The organism is Cobetia sp. 4B, assembly GCF_018831605.1.
Classification (GTDB): Bacteria; Pseudomonadota; Gammaproteobacteria; order Pseudomonadales; family Halomonadaceae; genus Cobetia; species Cobetia amphilecti.
The window spans coordinates 349744-364095 of sequence record NZ_CP059843.1; the positions used below are offsets into that span (position 1 = coordinate 349744).

The 14352-nt window shown below is 64.8% G+C and carries 12 protein-coding genes; 4 read left to right on the forward strand and 8 right to left on the reverse strand.

What is annotated here, in order from left to right; all coding sequences use genetic code 11:
* Positions 1-81: 81 nt before the first annotated feature.
* Both H2O77_RS01605 and H2O77_RS01610 read left to right on the forward strand, forming a co-directional pair.
* Positions 82-1944 (forward strand): bifunctional diguanylate cyclase/phosphodiesterase, encoded by a 1863-nt coding sequence (locus H2O77_RS01605; protein WP_215823756.1) that lies wholly within the window; start codon positions 82-84, stop codon positions 1942-1944.
* A gap of 214 nt (positions 1945-2158) precedes the next feature.
* Positions 2159-2515, forward strand: a complete 357-nt coding sequence (locus H2O77_RS01610; RefSeq protein ID WP_225347494.1) for a DUF6482 family protein — start codon at positions 2159-2161, stop codon at positions 2513-2515.
* Between the two features lie 16 nt (positions 2516-2531).
* Here the strand turns inward: H2O77_RS01610 and H2O77_RS01615 are convergent, their stop codons facing one another.
* Both H2O77_RS01615 and H2O77_RS01620 read right to left on the reverse strand, forming a co-directional pair.
* Positions 2532-2918, reverse strand: coding sequence for a DUF393 domain-containing protein (locus tag H2O77_RS01615; RefSeq protein WP_215823757.1), 387 nt, complete (start codon positions 2916-2918; stop codon positions 2532-2534).
* Complete coding sequence (locus tag H2O77_RS01620; RefSeq protein WP_240548673.1) at positions 2915-4588, reverse strand: cryptochrome/photolyase family protein; 1674 nt, start codon at positions 4586-4588, stop codon at positions 2915-2917. The genes H2O77_RS01615 and H2O77_RS01620 overlap by 4 nt, the downstream gene beginning before the upstream one ends.
* 195 nt (positions 4589-4783) lie before the next feature.
* On the opposite strand from H2O77_RS01620, the gene hemH reads away from it, so the two are divergent.
* Positions 4784-5773 carry a ferrochelatase gene (hemH, locus tag H2O77_RS01625; protein WP_215823758.1) on the forward strand — a complete coding sequence of 330 codons (990 nt, stop codon included), beginning with the start codon at positions 4784-4786 and terminating at the stop codon, positions 5771-5773.
* A gap of 195 nt (positions 5774-5968) precedes the next feature.
* On the opposite strand, the gene H2O77_RS01630 is transcribed toward hemH, so the two are convergent.
* Genes H2O77_RS01630 through H2O77_RS01655 form a run of 6 tightly spaced genes read right to left on the reverse strand, consistent with a single transcriptional unit; the run spans position 5969 to position 11838 of the window.
* Positions 5969-6370, reverse strand: a complete 402-nt coding sequence (locus tag H2O77_RS01630; RefSeq protein WP_054555276.1) for a Na+/H+ antiporter subunit G — start codon at positions 6368-6370, stop codon at positions 5969-5971.
* An 18-nt stretch (positions 6371-6388) separates the two neighbouring features.
* Positions 6389-6658, reverse strand: a complete 270-nt coding sequence (locus tag H2O77_RS01635; protein WP_043334744.1) for a K+/H+ antiporter subunit F — start codon at positions 6656-6658, stop codon at positions 6389-6391.
* A complete protein-coding gene (locus tag H2O77_RS01640) occupies positions 6652-7152 on the reverse strand; it encodes a Na+/H+ antiporter subunit E (RefSeq protein WP_043334742.1) in 501 nt (166 codons plus the stop codon). Before H2O77_RS01640 ends, H2O77_RS01635 begins: the two co-directional genes overlap by 7 nt.
* Positions 7149-8690, reverse strand: coding sequence for a monovalent cation/H+ antiporter subunit D (locus tag H2O77_RS01645; protein WP_052384719.1), 1542 nt, complete (start codon positions 8688-8690; stop codon positions 7149-7151). Before H2O77_RS01645 ends, H2O77_RS01640 begins: the two co-directional genes overlap by 4 nt.
* On the reverse strand, positions 8690-9046 hold the full coding sequence (locus tag H2O77_RS01650; protein ID WP_043334740.1) for a Na+/H+ antiporter subunit C: 357 nt from the start codon (positions 9044-9046) through the stop codon (positions 8690-8692). The genes H2O77_RS01645 and H2O77_RS01650 overlap by 1 nt, the downstream gene beginning before the upstream one ends.
* A complete protein-coding gene (locus tag H2O77_RS01655; RefSeq protein ID WP_215823759.1) occupies positions 9046-11838 on the reverse strand; it encodes a monovalent cation/H+ antiporter subunit A in 2793 nt (930 codons plus the stop codon). The genes H2O77_RS01650 and H2O77_RS01655 overlap by 1 nt, the downstream gene beginning before the upstream one ends.
* A 715-nt stretch (positions 11839-12553) precedes the next feature.
* Between H2O77_RS01655 and H2O77_RS01660 the strand changes: the two genes are divergently transcribed.
* Positions 12554-14260 (forward strand): deoxyribodipyrimidine photo-lyase, encoded by a 1707-nt coding sequence (locus H2O77_RS01660; RefSeq protein ID WP_215823760.1) that lies wholly within the window; start codon positions 12554-12556, stop codon positions 14258-14260.
* Positions 14261-14352: the final 92 nt, after the last annotated feature.

Genomic DNA, 14352 nt, shown 5'->3' on the forward strand with positions numbered 1-14352 from the left:
CCCTCTGTCGGATGAGGCGCCTCATGCGCCGCGCGTCACCTTTGTCATCCCTCTGTCATATCAGCATGTTCAGATTCTGACATGCTCCCATCCCCGTCCCTGCAAGCCGCTCATGGCCAGCCTGTCGTCGAATCCCGTCATGCACTGGAGGCGTTGTTGCGTCTGCGCCAGGTGAGCATGCATTTCCAGCCCATCGTGTCGTCCAATGGCCGTGAGGTCTTCGCCTATGAGGCGCTGGCGCGCGGGAGTGCCGCGGGGCCGCTGGCCTCACCGCTGACGATGTTCTCGGCGGCGCGGGAGCACGGCCGACTGGTGGAGCTCGACAGCCTGTGTCGCGAGCGTGCGCTCGAGCAGTGGTCGACGCTGGGCCTGACGGAGCGGCTGTTCATCAACGTGTCTCCCGATGTGCTGCTGGATGGCGCCCACTCGCCCGGCCTGACTCGTCGCCTGCTGCGGCGCTTCGGCCTGCGTCCGCATCAGGTGGTGATCGAGCTGACCGAGCAGACGCCGGGGCTGGATTCGGCGCTGATGCGGGAAGCCGTCAGCCATTATCAATCGATGGGCTTCGCCATCGCGCTGGATGACCTCGGGGAGGGTTATGCCAGCCTCAAGCTGTGGTCGTCGGTGCAGCCGGACTTCGTCAAGATCGACCGTCACTTCATCAGTGGCATCCATGCCGACCCGCTCAAGCGGCGCTTCGTGCGCTCGATCATCGATATCGCCCACGGCAGTGGCAGTCAGGTGATCGCCGAGGGCATCGAGCATGAGGCGGAAATGGAGTGCGTGCGCCAGCTGGGGGCCGACTACCTGCAGGGCTGGTTGTTCGCGCCAGCCGAGGCCGACCCGCTTGGCCAGCGCGCTGCACTCGACCGGCATCTGCGCCAGCTGAGTCGCAGGCTGCAACAGCGCCCGCCGCCTGGCCGCAGCATCGGCAGTCTGGCGCGCGCCGTGACGCCAGTGCAGCAGGATGTCACCGTCAATGAGGTCGCCCAGCGTCTGCATGCCGAGCAGGAGGTGATGTCGCTGGCCGTGGTGGACGAGCAACAACGACCGGTGGGTCTGATCATCCGCCATCGCCTGCTGGGGCTGCTGAGCCAGCGTTTCGGGCCGGAACTGCATGCGCGACGCTTGATCCATGAGGTCATGCAGTCCAGTCCGCTGCGCGTCGAGGCGGATGAGACGCTGGAGCGCGTCTCGGCCAAGGTGACAGGCCGCGAAGGCAGCGATCGCGATGAGGACTTCATCATCACGCGGGGCGGGCGTTATCAGGGGCTGGGGCGCACCCTGGATCTGCTGCGCATCATCACGGAGCTACAGGTGGCGAGCGCCGAGGAGGCCAACCCACTGACGCGCCTGCCGGGCAATGGGCCAATCGAGCGTCAGTTGCTCGAGTGCGTGGCTGGCGAGGGCGCGGGCTTGGGCGAGGACTTGGGCGAGAACAGCAACGCGCGCAGTGCCGAGTGGACCGCGATCTATCTGGATCTCGACAACTTCAAGCCCTTCAATGACCGCTTCGGCCACGCGCAGGGCGACCGCATGCTGCTGGCGCTGGCGACGGTATTGCGCGATGCGCTGCAGGAGGGTGACTTTCTCGGCCATGTCGGCGGCGATGATTTCGTGATGACGCTGTGCATGACCGAATCTCACCGGGCACTGCGCCTGACAGCGCTCGAGCAACGTCTGGCTGGCCTGCAGTCGGCATTCCAGCATGCGGTCGCCAGCCTGTATCCGGCCGATGTGCTGGCAGCGGGTGGCTTTCAGGGCCACGACCGCTTCGGCACCACGCGCTTCTTCCCGCTGACGCGACTGTCACTGGTAGCGCTGCATGGCCTTGCCGGGTGCGAGACTGCCCGGATCGCCGCGCGCTGGAGCGAGCTCAAGAGCGAGGCCAAGGCGCGGGACTCCGGGCGTGTCATCGAGGCGTGTGCCTCACCAGTGCAGTGATCTCCGCCTGCGAGTCACTCAATCGTCATCCGCCTGCCCCATGACTGTCATCGCTGGCCATCAGTCTGGCGTGAAGCCTTGAAGTTCATCCTGAAGTGTCGGGCTGCTGGGAGCCTGAGTCGCCCAGCCCCTGTTTTCACAGGCTATCCTTGTACCACGTCGTCGTCTTACGGCCTTACCATGCGCAGTCCCCTGGATGCGCAGGAGTCTTTACATGTCCAGAACCGCCAGCATCTTCACGCCGTCCGCCATCTTTACCAGCAATCTGCAATCCTTGATGGCCGAATACCCTGCACTGGAGGCGCGCGTGATCAGTCATGCCGCCAGTCGTTTCTATCAGGTCCAGCTGGTGCTGGAAGCCGCCGGCGAGGAAGAGGAGGAGCGCAGTGAGCTGCTGATGAAGCGCGGCAAGCCGATGCTGTTCCGCTCGCTGGAGGATGTCTACAGCGAACTCAAGCGGGGCGGGATGTCACGGGCGTGGCTGGTCTCGCAGGTCGCCAATGATGAGATGATCGGCCGCCCGCCGCAGTACCATCAACCCTTGAGCTCGCGTATCCCGTTGAGCTTCTGAGTCCGCGCCTTCTTGCTCAGGTGTGCTTTTGAGGCACCCAGCGGCCAATGCGCTCGCGATGGCGGGCGAAGAAGCGGTAACTCATGTCCAGCAGCGGGCGCAGGCCCGGCAGCAGCGACAGGCGCACCAGGCGCCGATAGCCGAGTACCGCATAGAGTGCTCGGCTGGCATCCATGCCGACATACCACTCCCCGCGTGCGTCCTGCACATGCAGGCGCCCCATCATGGTCTCAAAGCTCAAGCCCAGCGCCTGAGGCGAGAAATCTGATGCACGGATATCCACCGTTCTGACCCGCTCCCGCCCGGGATGCCTGGCCAGCCAGGCGACCTCGCGCTGGCACAGGGGGCACTTGCCATCGTGGTAGAGCGTGACCGGTGCGCTGGCTTGCCAGATGCGACTCATGAGGATTCCTTGTCGGTCGTGAGACTGGAGGGTGCGGCGTAGTAACCGGCGCGATGGGCATCACTGCCATAGTCCGCGGCGCTGTCGAGGCGAGCCAGAAAGGCGTCGGCCTGTTGCAGCAGGGCTTCGCGCTTGTCGTCCTTCATGCGTCGCCAGCTGCCGTAGACCAGTGACATGCGCGGATTGCGTGACAATGCCTCGCGATGGCGCTCGATGAAGTGCCAGTAGAGGCTGTTGAACGGGCAGGCACGCGGGCCGGTGACCTTCTTCGGCGAGTACTGGCAGCTGGCACAGTGATTGGACATGCGGTCGATGTATTTTCCCGAAGCGCAGTAAGGCTTGGAGCCCATCAGACCGCCATCGGCATGTAGCACCATGCCCAGCGTATTGGGCAGCTCGACCCACTCACAGGCGTCCACATACACCGCCAGATACCAGTCGCATAGCGCCTCGGGCTTCACGCCGCACAGCAGCGCGAAGTTGCCCGTGACCATCAGGCGACGAATATGGTGGGCGTAGGCATGCTCGCGGGTGCTGGCGATGGCCTGATCCAGACAGCGCATGCCGCTGTCCCCCGTCCAGAAGAATTCCGGCAGGTTGCGGCTGGCTTCCAGCCGGTTCTCGCGCTTGTAGCCGGGCATGCGCGTCCAGTAGATGCCGCGCACATATTCGCGCCAGCCGAGTATCTGACGAATGAACCCCTCCGCCGAGTTGATCGGTACATCGCCACGCCGCCAGGCGGCGTCCACGGCGTTGCAGACCTCCTGCGGGCTCAAGAGCCCGATATTGAGCGCGGCAGACAGGCGTGAATGGAACAGGAACGGGTCGCTGTCCTCGATGGCATCCTGATAGCGACCGAAGTCTGCCAGGCAGTGATCGAGAAAATGCGCGAGGTCAGAGCGGGCCTGGGCGCGGGTGACGGCCCAGTTGAAGTTCTCGAGGCTGCCGAAGTGGCGCTCCTCGTCACTGGCCTGCTCCCCGAAGCGCGCCGCGACCAGCGTCAGCACCTCGCGGGTGGTCGCATCCGCGTGATGGGCATGCACCGGCGGCGGTGGGGCGTGGAAGTCGTCTGGAATCGGTTCGCGGTTGTCGTGGTCGTGGTTGAACTTGCCGCCGGCGGGTTCGCTGCCTTCCATCAACAGGTCGGTGTCACGGCGTTGCTCGCGATAGAAGTACTCCATGCGCAGTTGCTTGCGGCCCTCGGCCCAGCCGGAGAAGGCTGCCGGCGTGGTGAAGAAGCGTGTGTCCTCGAGGACTTCCCAACGCACGCTGCCGGCCTCGCGCCGCGCCAGAAAGTCGTCCAGCAGACGCCACTCGCCGGGGCGGGTCACCAGCACGCCATCACACTGATACAGGGCGAGACGCTCTGCCTCGCTGGCCAGACGCTGGAGGTTGTCCGGGTCCTCCAGTCGGCTTTCATGTACCTGCCAGCCACACTCCCTGAGTTCCTGGGCGTGATGGCGCATCGCGGCCAGCATCATCGCGATCTTGTGCGGGTGGTGCGGCACGTAGCGGCCTTCCTCCTCGACCTCGCAGAAGGCGATCACGCTGTCGGCGGGTGCCTGCTTGAGGCTTGCCAGCTCATGGCTGAGCTGGTCGCCGAGGATCAGCACCAGTGGCCGCGCGAAGTCGTGACGAGTGGCAAGTTGCAGAGTGGAGGGTTCGGGCACGATGACTCCGGAAGGGTTGTGACAATAATTGTCTTAAAGCTATACAAATCGTGATGATAGTATAACTTCATCCCTCACGCACAGGGCGAGCTGGTAATATGGCTGCGCTGTCGGTGAAGGTGGCTGCGCTGCGGTGAAAGTGGCTGCGCTGCCGCTTCACCTCTCTTCTTGCCCCTAGTCAGGAGTCCATCATCCATGAGTACCCCGCGTTTTGGCGTCATGCTGGTCAATCTCGGCACCCCCGATGCCCCGACCCCCAAGGCGGTGCGCCGTTACCTCGCGGAGTTTCTTGGTGATGTGCGCGTGATCGACCTGCCGCGTCTGCTCTGGCTGCCGATTCTGCATGGCCTGGTGTTGACGACGCGTCCCAAGAAGGTGGCCGAGGCCTACGCCTCGGTGTGGACGGAAGACGGCTCGCCGCTGATGGCGATCGGCAAGCGTCAGCGCGCCGCGCTGGAAGCACGCCTGGCCGAGTCGCTGGGCGAGGACATTCCCGTCGAGCTGGCGATGACCTACGGCAAGCCGACCATGGAAGAGGTGGGGCGCAAGCTCGCCAGCCGCGGTGCCGACCGCATGCTGATCCTGCCGCTCTATCCGCAGTTTTCGCGCACGACCACTGCCGCGGTCTTCGATCGCCTGGCGCGTGCGCTCAAGCCGTGCCCGCATCTGCCGGAGCTGCGTTTCGTGCGCGACTATCACGACCACCCGGATTACATCGCGGCGCTGGCCACCGGCGTGCGTGAGCACTGGGAGAAGGAAGGCCGGCGTGGCAAGCGCCTGCTGATGAGCTATCACGGCATTCCCAAGCGCTATGCCACCGCAGGTGACCCCTACCCGACGCAATGCGAGCGCACCAGCCAGTTGCTGGCCGAGGCGCTGGGGCTTGGTGACGATGAGTGGGCGATGACCTATCAGTCACGCTTCGGCAAGGCCGAGTGGCTCAAGCCGTACACCGATGAAACGCTGAAGGCGTGGGGCGGTGAAGGGCTGGAAAGCGTCGATGTCATCTCGCCGGCCTTCGCGGCTGACTGTCTCGAGACGCTGGAAGAGCTGGAGGAAGAGAACCGCGGCTACTTCACCGAATCCGGTGGTGGCGACTTCCGCTACATTCCGGCGCTCAATGACCGCAGTGACCATATCGACCTGCTCGAGGCGCTGTGTCGCCAGCATACTCAGGGCTGGTAACGAGCAAGCCCGTCATACTGCCATTGCCCGAGAAATGAAAACGCCCCACCAGTCATCACTGGTGGGGCGTTTTCATGTTGCTGGCCTGCTGTTCGTGAATCCGCTCCTGCGAATCAGCGCTCGTGGCTCAGAGCCAGGATGGTGAGAGCCTGCCTGGCGAGAGCCGAGAGCCGAGAGCCGAGAGCCGAGTGACGATCACGGCAGGCGGGATTCGCTGGCCTCGGCGTTGACCTCGTCCGGCTCCTCGGCGACTTCGAGTCGCTCCGGCACGTTGCGTGTGCGGCTGTCCGCCACCAGCTTCTGGTGCAGCGCCGCCTTGGACAGCAGGTGAGCGGTCACGGGGGCGGTGATGAACAGGAAGATGGACACCAGCATTTCCTGAAAGCTGAAGTGGCCGGTGGTGGCGCGGAAGTAGATCATCGACGCCATCAGCACGCAGCCGACCCCCAGCGTGGTGGTCTTGCTGGGGCCATGCAGGCGCATGTAGAAGTCCTTGAGGTGCGTCAGTCCCAGAGAGCCGATGAAGGCAAACAGGCCGCCGGCAACCAGGAAGAAGGCGATCACGCCTTCGAGGACAGGATAGAACCAGGTGGGCATGGGGAGTCTCCGCTCAGGTCATTCGATGATGTCGCCGCGCAGCAGGTACTTGCAGACTGCCACGGTGCTGACGAAACCGAGCATGGCGATCAACAGCGCCGCCTCGAAGTAGGACTTGCTGTTGAGCTGGATGCCGAACAGCACGATCAGGGCGATGGAGTTCACGTACATGGTGTCCACCGCCAGAATGCGGTCCGGCAGGTCCGGCCCGATGGCGAGCCGGAAGACGTTGAGCACCAGCGAGGCGGCGAACAGCGCGATGCTGATCCACAGGGCGATGTCTAGCATTCGAAGATCTCCTTGAGCGGACGCTCGTAGCGCTGGCGGATCTCGTCGATCAATTCCTGCTCATCCTCGACATCCAGCGCGTGGATGATCAGATGGCGGCCATCCAGCGTCAGATAGGCCGAGACCGTGCCCGGCGTCAGCGTGATGGTGCTCGACAGCAGGGTGATCGGGAACTTCTCCTCAAGCTCCAGCGGATAGCGCACGAAGGCCGGACGGAACTTGGCGCGCGGATTGAGGATCAGGTAGGACACCTGCAGGTTGGCGATGATGATGTCCATGATCACGCGCAGGAAATAGCTGATCAGCCGCCAGGGCTTCTGGAGGTCGGGCTGCGGCTCCCAGAAGCGGTAGGTCAGGATGGGAATCGCGATGGCCAGCACTGCCCCGAGCAGGATCTGACCGGGCGCGACGCTGTTCTGCAGCATCAGCCAGACGATCAGCAGCAGCACCGACAGCATCGGCGTGGGCAAGAGACGGGAACGAGGCTTGATCATGAGACATCTCCCTTCAGCGGCGGTGCGGTTTCGGGTGCCGCGTCCTTGCCGAGCAAGGATTCAAGATAGGGGGCCGGGTTGGACAGCTGCTCGGCGGTGGCCTTGGTCCAGTTCGCCAGCGGCCCCGCGAAGATGACCAGCATCAGCGCGGCCGAGATCAGCCCGCCAGTGGCGATGCCACGGGCTACGCCGATGCGCTCGCCGCTGGGCTCGGCCTTGCTGGTGCGCCAGAACACGCTGGAACCGGCGCGTGAGCAGGCGACCAGCGAGCACAGACCGGCCAGCAGCAGCAGCGGCCACAGCCAGATCTGCTGCTCCGGTGTCGCCGAGGCGAGAATCAGCGCCTTGCCGATGGCGCCCGAGAACGGCGGCAGCCCGGCGGCGGCTGCGGTGCCGATCAGGAAGAGGCCGCCCAGCAGGCCTGCCTGCAGCAGCGGGCGCGAGCGCACGATGCGTGCCCCGGCCTTGCCGCGCTGACCGGCGACCACGTCGACCAGCAGGAAGAGCCCGCCGGTGACCAGCGTCGAGTGGATCAGGTAGAACAGCAGCGCGCTGTCTGCCTCGATCGTGTTCATGCCCAGCGCCGTCAGCAGCGTGCCCACCGACACCATCACCAGATAGGCCACCAGGGTGCGCAGATCACGCGCCGAGAGCACGCCCAGCATCGCCACCACCAGGGTGGCGAGTCCCGCCCACCACAGCCAGTCACGACCGAGGTCCGCCAGTGCGCCAGCGTTGTCGGTGAAGATCAGCGAGTAGACGCGCAGGATGGAATAGATGCCGACCTTGGTCATGATCGCGAACAGCGCCGCCACCGGCGCCGAGGCCGCGGCATAGGCGCGTGGCAGCCAGAAGTACAGCGGCAGCATCGCCGCCTTGAGGCCGAACACCACCAGCAACAGCAGGCCGCCGGCTTCCATCAGGCCGGCACGGCCCGGGTCCAGCGTAGTGACGATGACCGCCATGTCGGCCATGTTCAGCGTGCCGGTCACGCCATACAGGATACCCAGCGCGATCAGGAAGAACGCCGAGCCCATCAGGTTCAGCACCACATAGTGCAGCGCCGACAGCGTGCGTGCCTTGCTGCCGCCATGCAGCAGCAGGGCGTAGGAGGCGATCAACAGCACCTCGAAGAACACGAACAGGTTGAACAGGTCGCCGGTCAGGAAGGCGCCGTTGATGCCCATCAGCTGCAGCAGGAACAGACCATGGAAGTTGGAGCCGGTCTCATCGATGCCCGCCGTGGCATACAGACAGGCCAGCAGGCCCAGTAGCGAGCTGAGCAGCACCATGGTCGCCGACAGGCGGTCCAGCACCAGCACGATCCCGAACGGCGGCTGCCAGTCGCCCAGCGCGTAGTAGCGGATGGTGCCATCACCGGCCTGCACCACCAGCGCGATGGCGATGGCCACCATCAATGCCTGGGCCACCAGGCTGACCGTGCGGCGCAGGGTCGGTGAGGTGGCACGACTCAGCAGCAGGCCCGCCCCTACCAGCAGCGGCAGGACAATCGGAAGGACAATCAGGTGTTGCAGCATCACTTGGTGTCCTCTTTCTCTTTCGAATCATCCAGGCGATTGCCGTTGACGTGGTCGCTGCCCAGGTCGCCGCGCGCGCGCATCGCCAGAATGACCACGAAGGCCGTCATGGCGAAGCCGATCACGATGGCGGTCAGCACCAGCGCCTGGGGCAGCGGGTCAGCTGCTGGTGAGCCGGCACCGACCACGGCTGGATTGCCGTGCATCGCAAGGCCACCCATGGAGAACAGGAACAGGTTGACGGCGTAGGACAGCAGCGTCAGGCCGACCACGACGGGGAAGGTGCGGCCGCGCAGGGTGAGGTAGACACCGCAGGCGGCCAGCAGGCCGGTGGTAGTGGCGTAGAGGGCTTCCATCACATCTTCTCCTTGGTCGGGCGATGCGGAGTCGTCAGCTTGCCCAGATTGGCGAGAATCATCAGGGTCGCGCCGACCACGGTCAGGTAGACGCCGAGGTCGAACAGCAGCGCGGTGGCCAGCTCGATTTCCCCGATGACGGGCAGGGTGAAGTGGCCGAAGGAGGATGTCAGGAACGGATAGCCGAACACCCAGCTGCCGGCGCCGGTCAGGCCGGCGATCAACACCCCGGCCGCCGCGACGGGCTGATAGGGGAAGCGCAGCCAGCGCTGCGTCCAGTCCACGCCACGCGCGATGTAGAGCAGGATGATGGCGACCGCCGTCACCAGACCGGCGATGAAGCCGCCGCCCGGCGCATTGTGGCCACGCAGGAAGATGTAGACCGAGACCAGCAGAGCCAGCGGCAGCAGCGTCTGGGAGACGGTGGCCAGGATCATCGGATGGCGATCCGGCGACCAGCCACGTCCATCCAGATCACTGGACGGCATGAACAGGCGCAGACGGTTGAGCAGCTTGAAGATCGCCAGACCCGCGATGCCCAGTACGGTGATCTCACCCAGCGTATCAAAGCCACGGAAGTCGACCAGAATCACGTTGACCACGTTATGGCCACCGCCACCGGAGACCGCATTGGCCATGAAGAAGTCGGAGATCGACTCCACCGGGCGGGTCAGGATGGCGAAGTTGAGGCTCGCCACCACCACGCCGAAGGCACTGGCCAGCAGCACGTCGCGCATGATGCGGCGTGCGCTGGATTCCTTGGGCGTGCGCTGGGGCAGGAAGAACAGCGCCAGCATCAGCAGGATCATCGTCACCACCTCGACCGCCAGCTGGGTCAGTGCCAGGTCCGGTGCGGCGAAGCGCGCGAAGGCCAGCGAGGTCATCAGGCCGACCACGGACAGCATCAGTAGCGAGATCAGACGCTTGCGGTGGGTGATCGCGGTGCCGAGGCCGGCCAGGCCGGTGATCACGGCGCCGGTCAGCAGCATGCCATCGAAGGGCTGTTGCTCAAGCTCCCCGCCCAGTTGCGGCACGGCCAGCAGCCCGATGCCGACGAACAGCAGCGCGGTCAGCAGCAGCCACAGCATGTAGCGCTGCAGCGAGCCGTTCTCGAAGCTGTCCATGCTGCGCTCGGAAAGCTTGACGAGGCGCTGCACGTTGGCCTCGAACACCAGCAGGGCGTTGCGGGCGCGGAACTGGCGCTGGAAGGAATAGAGGTGGTGGCGCAGGGCATAGACGGCGACGCCGCCCGCCAGCGCGATACCGCTCATCAGCAGCGGCAGATTGAAGCCGTGCCAGATGGCGAGGCTGAAGTCCGGTGCCGGTCCGGCCAGCACGCTGGCGGAGGCACTGACCAGCAGGTCCTTGATCACCAGCGACGGCAGGATGCCGACCAGCAGACAGATCAGCACCAGCACCTCGATGGGCAGCTTCATGTAGCGCGGCGGCTCATGCGGAGTCTTGGGCAGATCCTTCGGCTCGCCATTGAAGAAGACGTCGTGGATGAAGCGCAGCGAGTAGGCCACCGACAGGATGCCACCGAGGGTCGCCAGTGCCGGAATCAGCCACGACAGGCCGCCCAGCAGCTGGGCATCGAGGCTCTCGGCGAAGAACATCTCCTTGGACAGGAAGCCGTTGAGCAGCGGCACACCGGCCATCGAGGCCGAGGCGACCATCGCCAGCACCGTGGTATGCGGCATGTAGCGATACAGGCCGTTGAGCTTGCGGATGTCACGCGTGCCGCACTCGTGATCGACGATGCCGGCGGCCATGAACAGCGAGGCCTTGAAGGTGGCGTGGTTGATGATGTGCAGCAGGCCCGCGACGGCGGCCATCTGGCTGTTGAAGCCGAACAGCAGCGTGATCAGGCCCAGGTGACTGATGGTCGAGAAGGCCAGCACGCCCTTGAGGTCCTGCTTCATCAGCGCGAACCAGGCGCCATACAGCAGGGTGGCCAGGCCGGTCAGGCTGACGATGTAGAACCACAGGTCTGTCCCCGCGAGCACCGGGTGCATGCGCGCCAGCAGGAAGACACCGGCCTTGACCATGGTGGCGGAGTGCAGGAAGGCGGACACCGGCGTCGGTGCCGACATCGCATGGGGCAGCCAGAACTGGAACGGGAACTGGGCCGACTTGGTGAAGGCGCCCAGCAGCACCAGCACCAGCGCGACCGGATAGAGCTCGTGGGAGCGGATCTGGTCCGCCGCGGCCAGTACGTCATCGAACTGATAGCTGCCGACGATATGTCCGATGACCAGGATACCGGCCAGCAGTGCCAGGCCCCCGGCACCGGTGACGGTCAGCGCCATGCGGGCACCCTTGCGCGCCTCGCTCAGCTGGTACCAGTAACCGATCAGCAGGAAGGAGCTCAGACTGGTCAGCTCCCAGAACACCCACATCAGCAGCAGGTTGTCTGCCATCACGATGCCGAGCATCGCGGTCATGAACAGCATCAGGAAGCTGTAGAGGCGTGCCAGCGAATCCTCGCCCGACAGGTAATAGCGGGAATAGAGAATGATCAGCAGGCCAATGCCGAGAATCAGCAGCACGAACAGCCCCGACAGACCATCGAAGCGCAGCGACAGGTTGAGTCCCAGCTCCGCGATCCAGGGCAGATGGAACTGGGGCACCATGCCCGAGAAGACGTCTCCGAGGTGGAAGACGGCGATACCGAGTGCTATGGCAGGTGCCACCGCGGTCAGCCAGGCAAGGCGTGCACGGGGCAGATTTCTGGCCATCAAGGGCACCAGGGCACCGAGTAACGGCAATAGCACGATCAACAGCAGGGTCATGGAAGACTCGCTCCAGTCGTTGTTGTAGTACGTAGTCCGTCATTCGTGGGCAGCGCAGACACAGGCTCAGGGCCGGACTGCCAGCTTCGAGATCGGGAGGCGGAGTTTCGGACACTGGGTGCCGACAGAATAGGCGAGCGCACTGCAGGTTGCCGCGATGAAGTGCCGGACACACGAGACTCTGTCAGGAAGACGTTCTCATGGGGCCATGCGAGACACGACATGCGTCACGCGGCAGCAAGGGTTGGCAGTGGCTGGCTCAGGCTGCACGGAGGATCTGGCGCGGGTTCAGCGCGTCAATCGCTCCGGGCATGACGTTACCGTCGCAAGGGGCGGATCCGTCAGGAAGGGGAGTCGCACGGCACGGGGTGCCAGCATCCAGGATGGGATGAGGTCCGCAGCGCGTCCCCGGCTGCCCGCAACGGGCAGACGGCGAATATGCCGGGTTGGTGCGGTCATGTCATGTCTTGCGAGCATGGCCGTATTCCTCCTGAAGCCCCTGGATGACAAGTGTGTGTTCGAGTGGAGACACTTGCGCGATCTTGTTGAAAACATTGATGGAACGTGACCTAACCTCTCGAATGTATCACGCACTTGCACCCCTCGCCAGCGCATGCCCGACCCGCCGGAACGCGACATGTACCGTGTGAAGTGTTGTACAAGATGTCGATTTTCTTGTACAAATATTGCACGCCATACGTTCCACGGAGTCATCATGCACGAGGTCGCCAGCATGAATTCGGGCAACGCACCGGAAACCTCTCTGGTGTGGTTGCGTCACGACCTGCGGCTGGAAGACAACCCGCTGTTCGCGCTGCCCCTGTCACGTCGCCCGCATCAGATGCTGGTGATGTATGTCTTCGACCGTCGCTGGCTGACGCCGAGCGATGGCTTGCCACGCCTGGGGCCAGCGCGTCTGCGCCTGTTGTGGCAGAGCCTGATGAATCTGCGTGGCATGCTGCTGCGCCGCGGCAGTGACCTGCTGGTGCGCGTCGGGGACCCCGTCGAGGAAGTGCTGACACAGGTCGCCCAGCATGATGTCCAGTGTCTGGAGGTCAGTCTCGCCGCCGCGCCGGAAGATAGCCGCGCCCTGCGGCAGCTCTCACGGCGCCTGCCGGCCTCGACCCGGCTCCACTGTCACCCCGCTGACCAGATCGCCTTCGACAGCCAGCTGCTGGATGGCCCGCTGCTTGATCGCCTGCTGCCGGGCAGATTCCCCCGCGAAGAGACGGCGCGCCTGCGCGTGGCGCATGCAGCATCCCGCGTCGCAGACGAGCGTGCGACTCCCTCCAATGATCTCACTCTGCGTGATACGGCCTCTGCTGACACAGGTTTTGCTGGCACAGCCTCTGCTGACACAGGCGCATCAGGCGATCATGACGCCCTGGCGACCTGCGCCGCGCTTGCCTCGCAGGTGCTGCGCGCCAGTGGTGGCGATGACTCTGGCGTGGCGGATTTGATGCTGCCGCCTTGTGCTGTTCTGACGCCAACGCTCGGCGCCATGCAGGCACGCCCTCAGCGCGAGGCTCTGTCTCAACACGAGGCTTTGCCGATAGGGCTGAACGATGAGCAGTGGCGCGCGCTGTGCGAGGCGCAGTCACCCTTGCAGGGGCTGCCCTATTCCCTGCCGCCGTGGCCCGATTCTGCCTCGCGTGGCTTCCCACCGCTGGATGCCATCTGTGGCTCGGCGCAAGCCTGGCAACCCGCGACTGCCAGGCTTGCGGAGCTGCAGGGCGGCGAGGAACCCGCCCGCGCATACCTGTCGACCTTGCTGTGGGGCAAGGCCTGGGCGAAGGGAGATGCCGGCAAGGGCGATGACGACTCGATAGAAGGGGCGTCCTATCAGCGATCGCACTCCGCCGATGACGAAGGCGCTGGTGTGCCGGCGGGGCTGGCGCCCCAGCGGGAGGCGGGGAAGACGCTTGACGATATGCAATCGATGGCGCGCCCGGCGGATGCATGGCCACTGGCAGCATGGCTGGCGCTGGGTTGCATCAGTCCGCGCCGCATTCTGCAGGTACTGGATGCCCGCCGCCGCGAGGCGGGTGATGAGGCGATCAATCAGCAGCTGCTGGCCATCGTGCTGCAGCGCGAGTGCTGGCAGCGCATGCTGCGTGACAAGGATGAGGAGGCTCGCGCGGCCTGGTATGGCGCCGCGTTGCGGGAAGACGCCGCAAATGACGCCGCCTTTGCGCGCTGGAGCGAAGGGCGAACCGGCGATGCCCGGGCCGACAAGGCCATGCAGGTGCTGGTACGTGAAGGCTGGTTGCCGTGGTCCGAGCGCAAGTATCTGGCCGGTGCCTGGCTGGAGGGCGGCGGCGACTGGCGGTTGGGCGCGCGCTGGTTCGAGCGTTGTCTGCTCGATTACGACGCCGCCATCCACTGGGGCGAATGGCGGCATCTGGCGGGCTTCGATGTGTGATCAGGCGGTGTCGATATCACGCGAGTCGTCCGAGAAGATCCAGGCCCTGGTGGCACCTCCACTTCAACCTGCTGCTTTTATAACCTGCTCTT

What these genes read in the sequence shown, in the direction of transcription:
- H2O77_RS01615 (WP_215823757.1), bottom strand. Translation starts at nt 2,918, where the DNA reads ATGAGTCGCATCTGGCAAGCCAGCGCACCGGTCACGCTCTACCACGAT.
- H2O77_RS01630 (WP_054555276.1), bottom strand. Translation starts at nt 6,370, where the DNA reads ATGCCCACCTGGTTCTATCCTGTCCTCGAAGGCGTGATCGCCTTCTTC.
- hemH (WP_215823758.1), top strand. Translation starts at nt 4,784, where the DNA reads ATGAGTACCCCGCGTTTTGGCGTCATGCTGGTCAATCTCGGCACCCCC.
- H2O77_RS01645 (WP_052384719.1), bottom strand. Translation starts at nt 8,690, where the DNA reads ATGCTGCAACACCTGATTGTCCTTCCGATTGTCCTGCCGCTGCTGGTA.
- H2O77_RS01655 (WP_215823759.1), bottom strand. Translation starts at nt 11,838, where the DNA reads ATGACCCTGCTGTTGATCGTGCTATTGCCGTTACTCGGTGCCCTGGTG.
- H2O77_RS01650 (WP_043334740.1), bottom strand. Translation starts at nt 9,046, where the DNA reads ATGGAAGCCCTCTACGCCACTACCACCGGCCTGCTGGCCGCCTGCGGT.
- H2O77_RS01610 (WP_225347494.1), top strand. Translation starts at nt 2,159, where the DNA reads ATGTCCAGAACCGCCAGCATCTTCACGCCGTCCGCCATCTTTACCAGC.
- H2O77_RS01660 (WP_215823760.1), top strand. Translation starts at nt 12,554, where the DNA reads ATGCACGAGGTCGCCAGCATGAATTCGGGCAACGCACCGGAAACCTCT.
- H2O77_RS01605 (WP_215823756.1), top strand. Translation starts at nt 82, where the DNA reads ATGCTCCCATCCCCGTCCCTGCAAGCCGCTCATGGCCAGCCTGTCGTC.
- H2O77_RS01640 (WP_043334742.1), bottom strand. Translation starts at nt 7,152, where the DNA reads ATGATCAAGCCTCGTTCCCGTCTCTTGCCCACGCCGATGCTGTCGGTG.
- H2O77_RS01635 (WP_043334744.1), bottom strand. Translation starts at nt 6,658, where the DNA reads ATGCTAGACATCGCCCTGTGGATCAGCATCGCGCTGTTCGCCGCCTCG.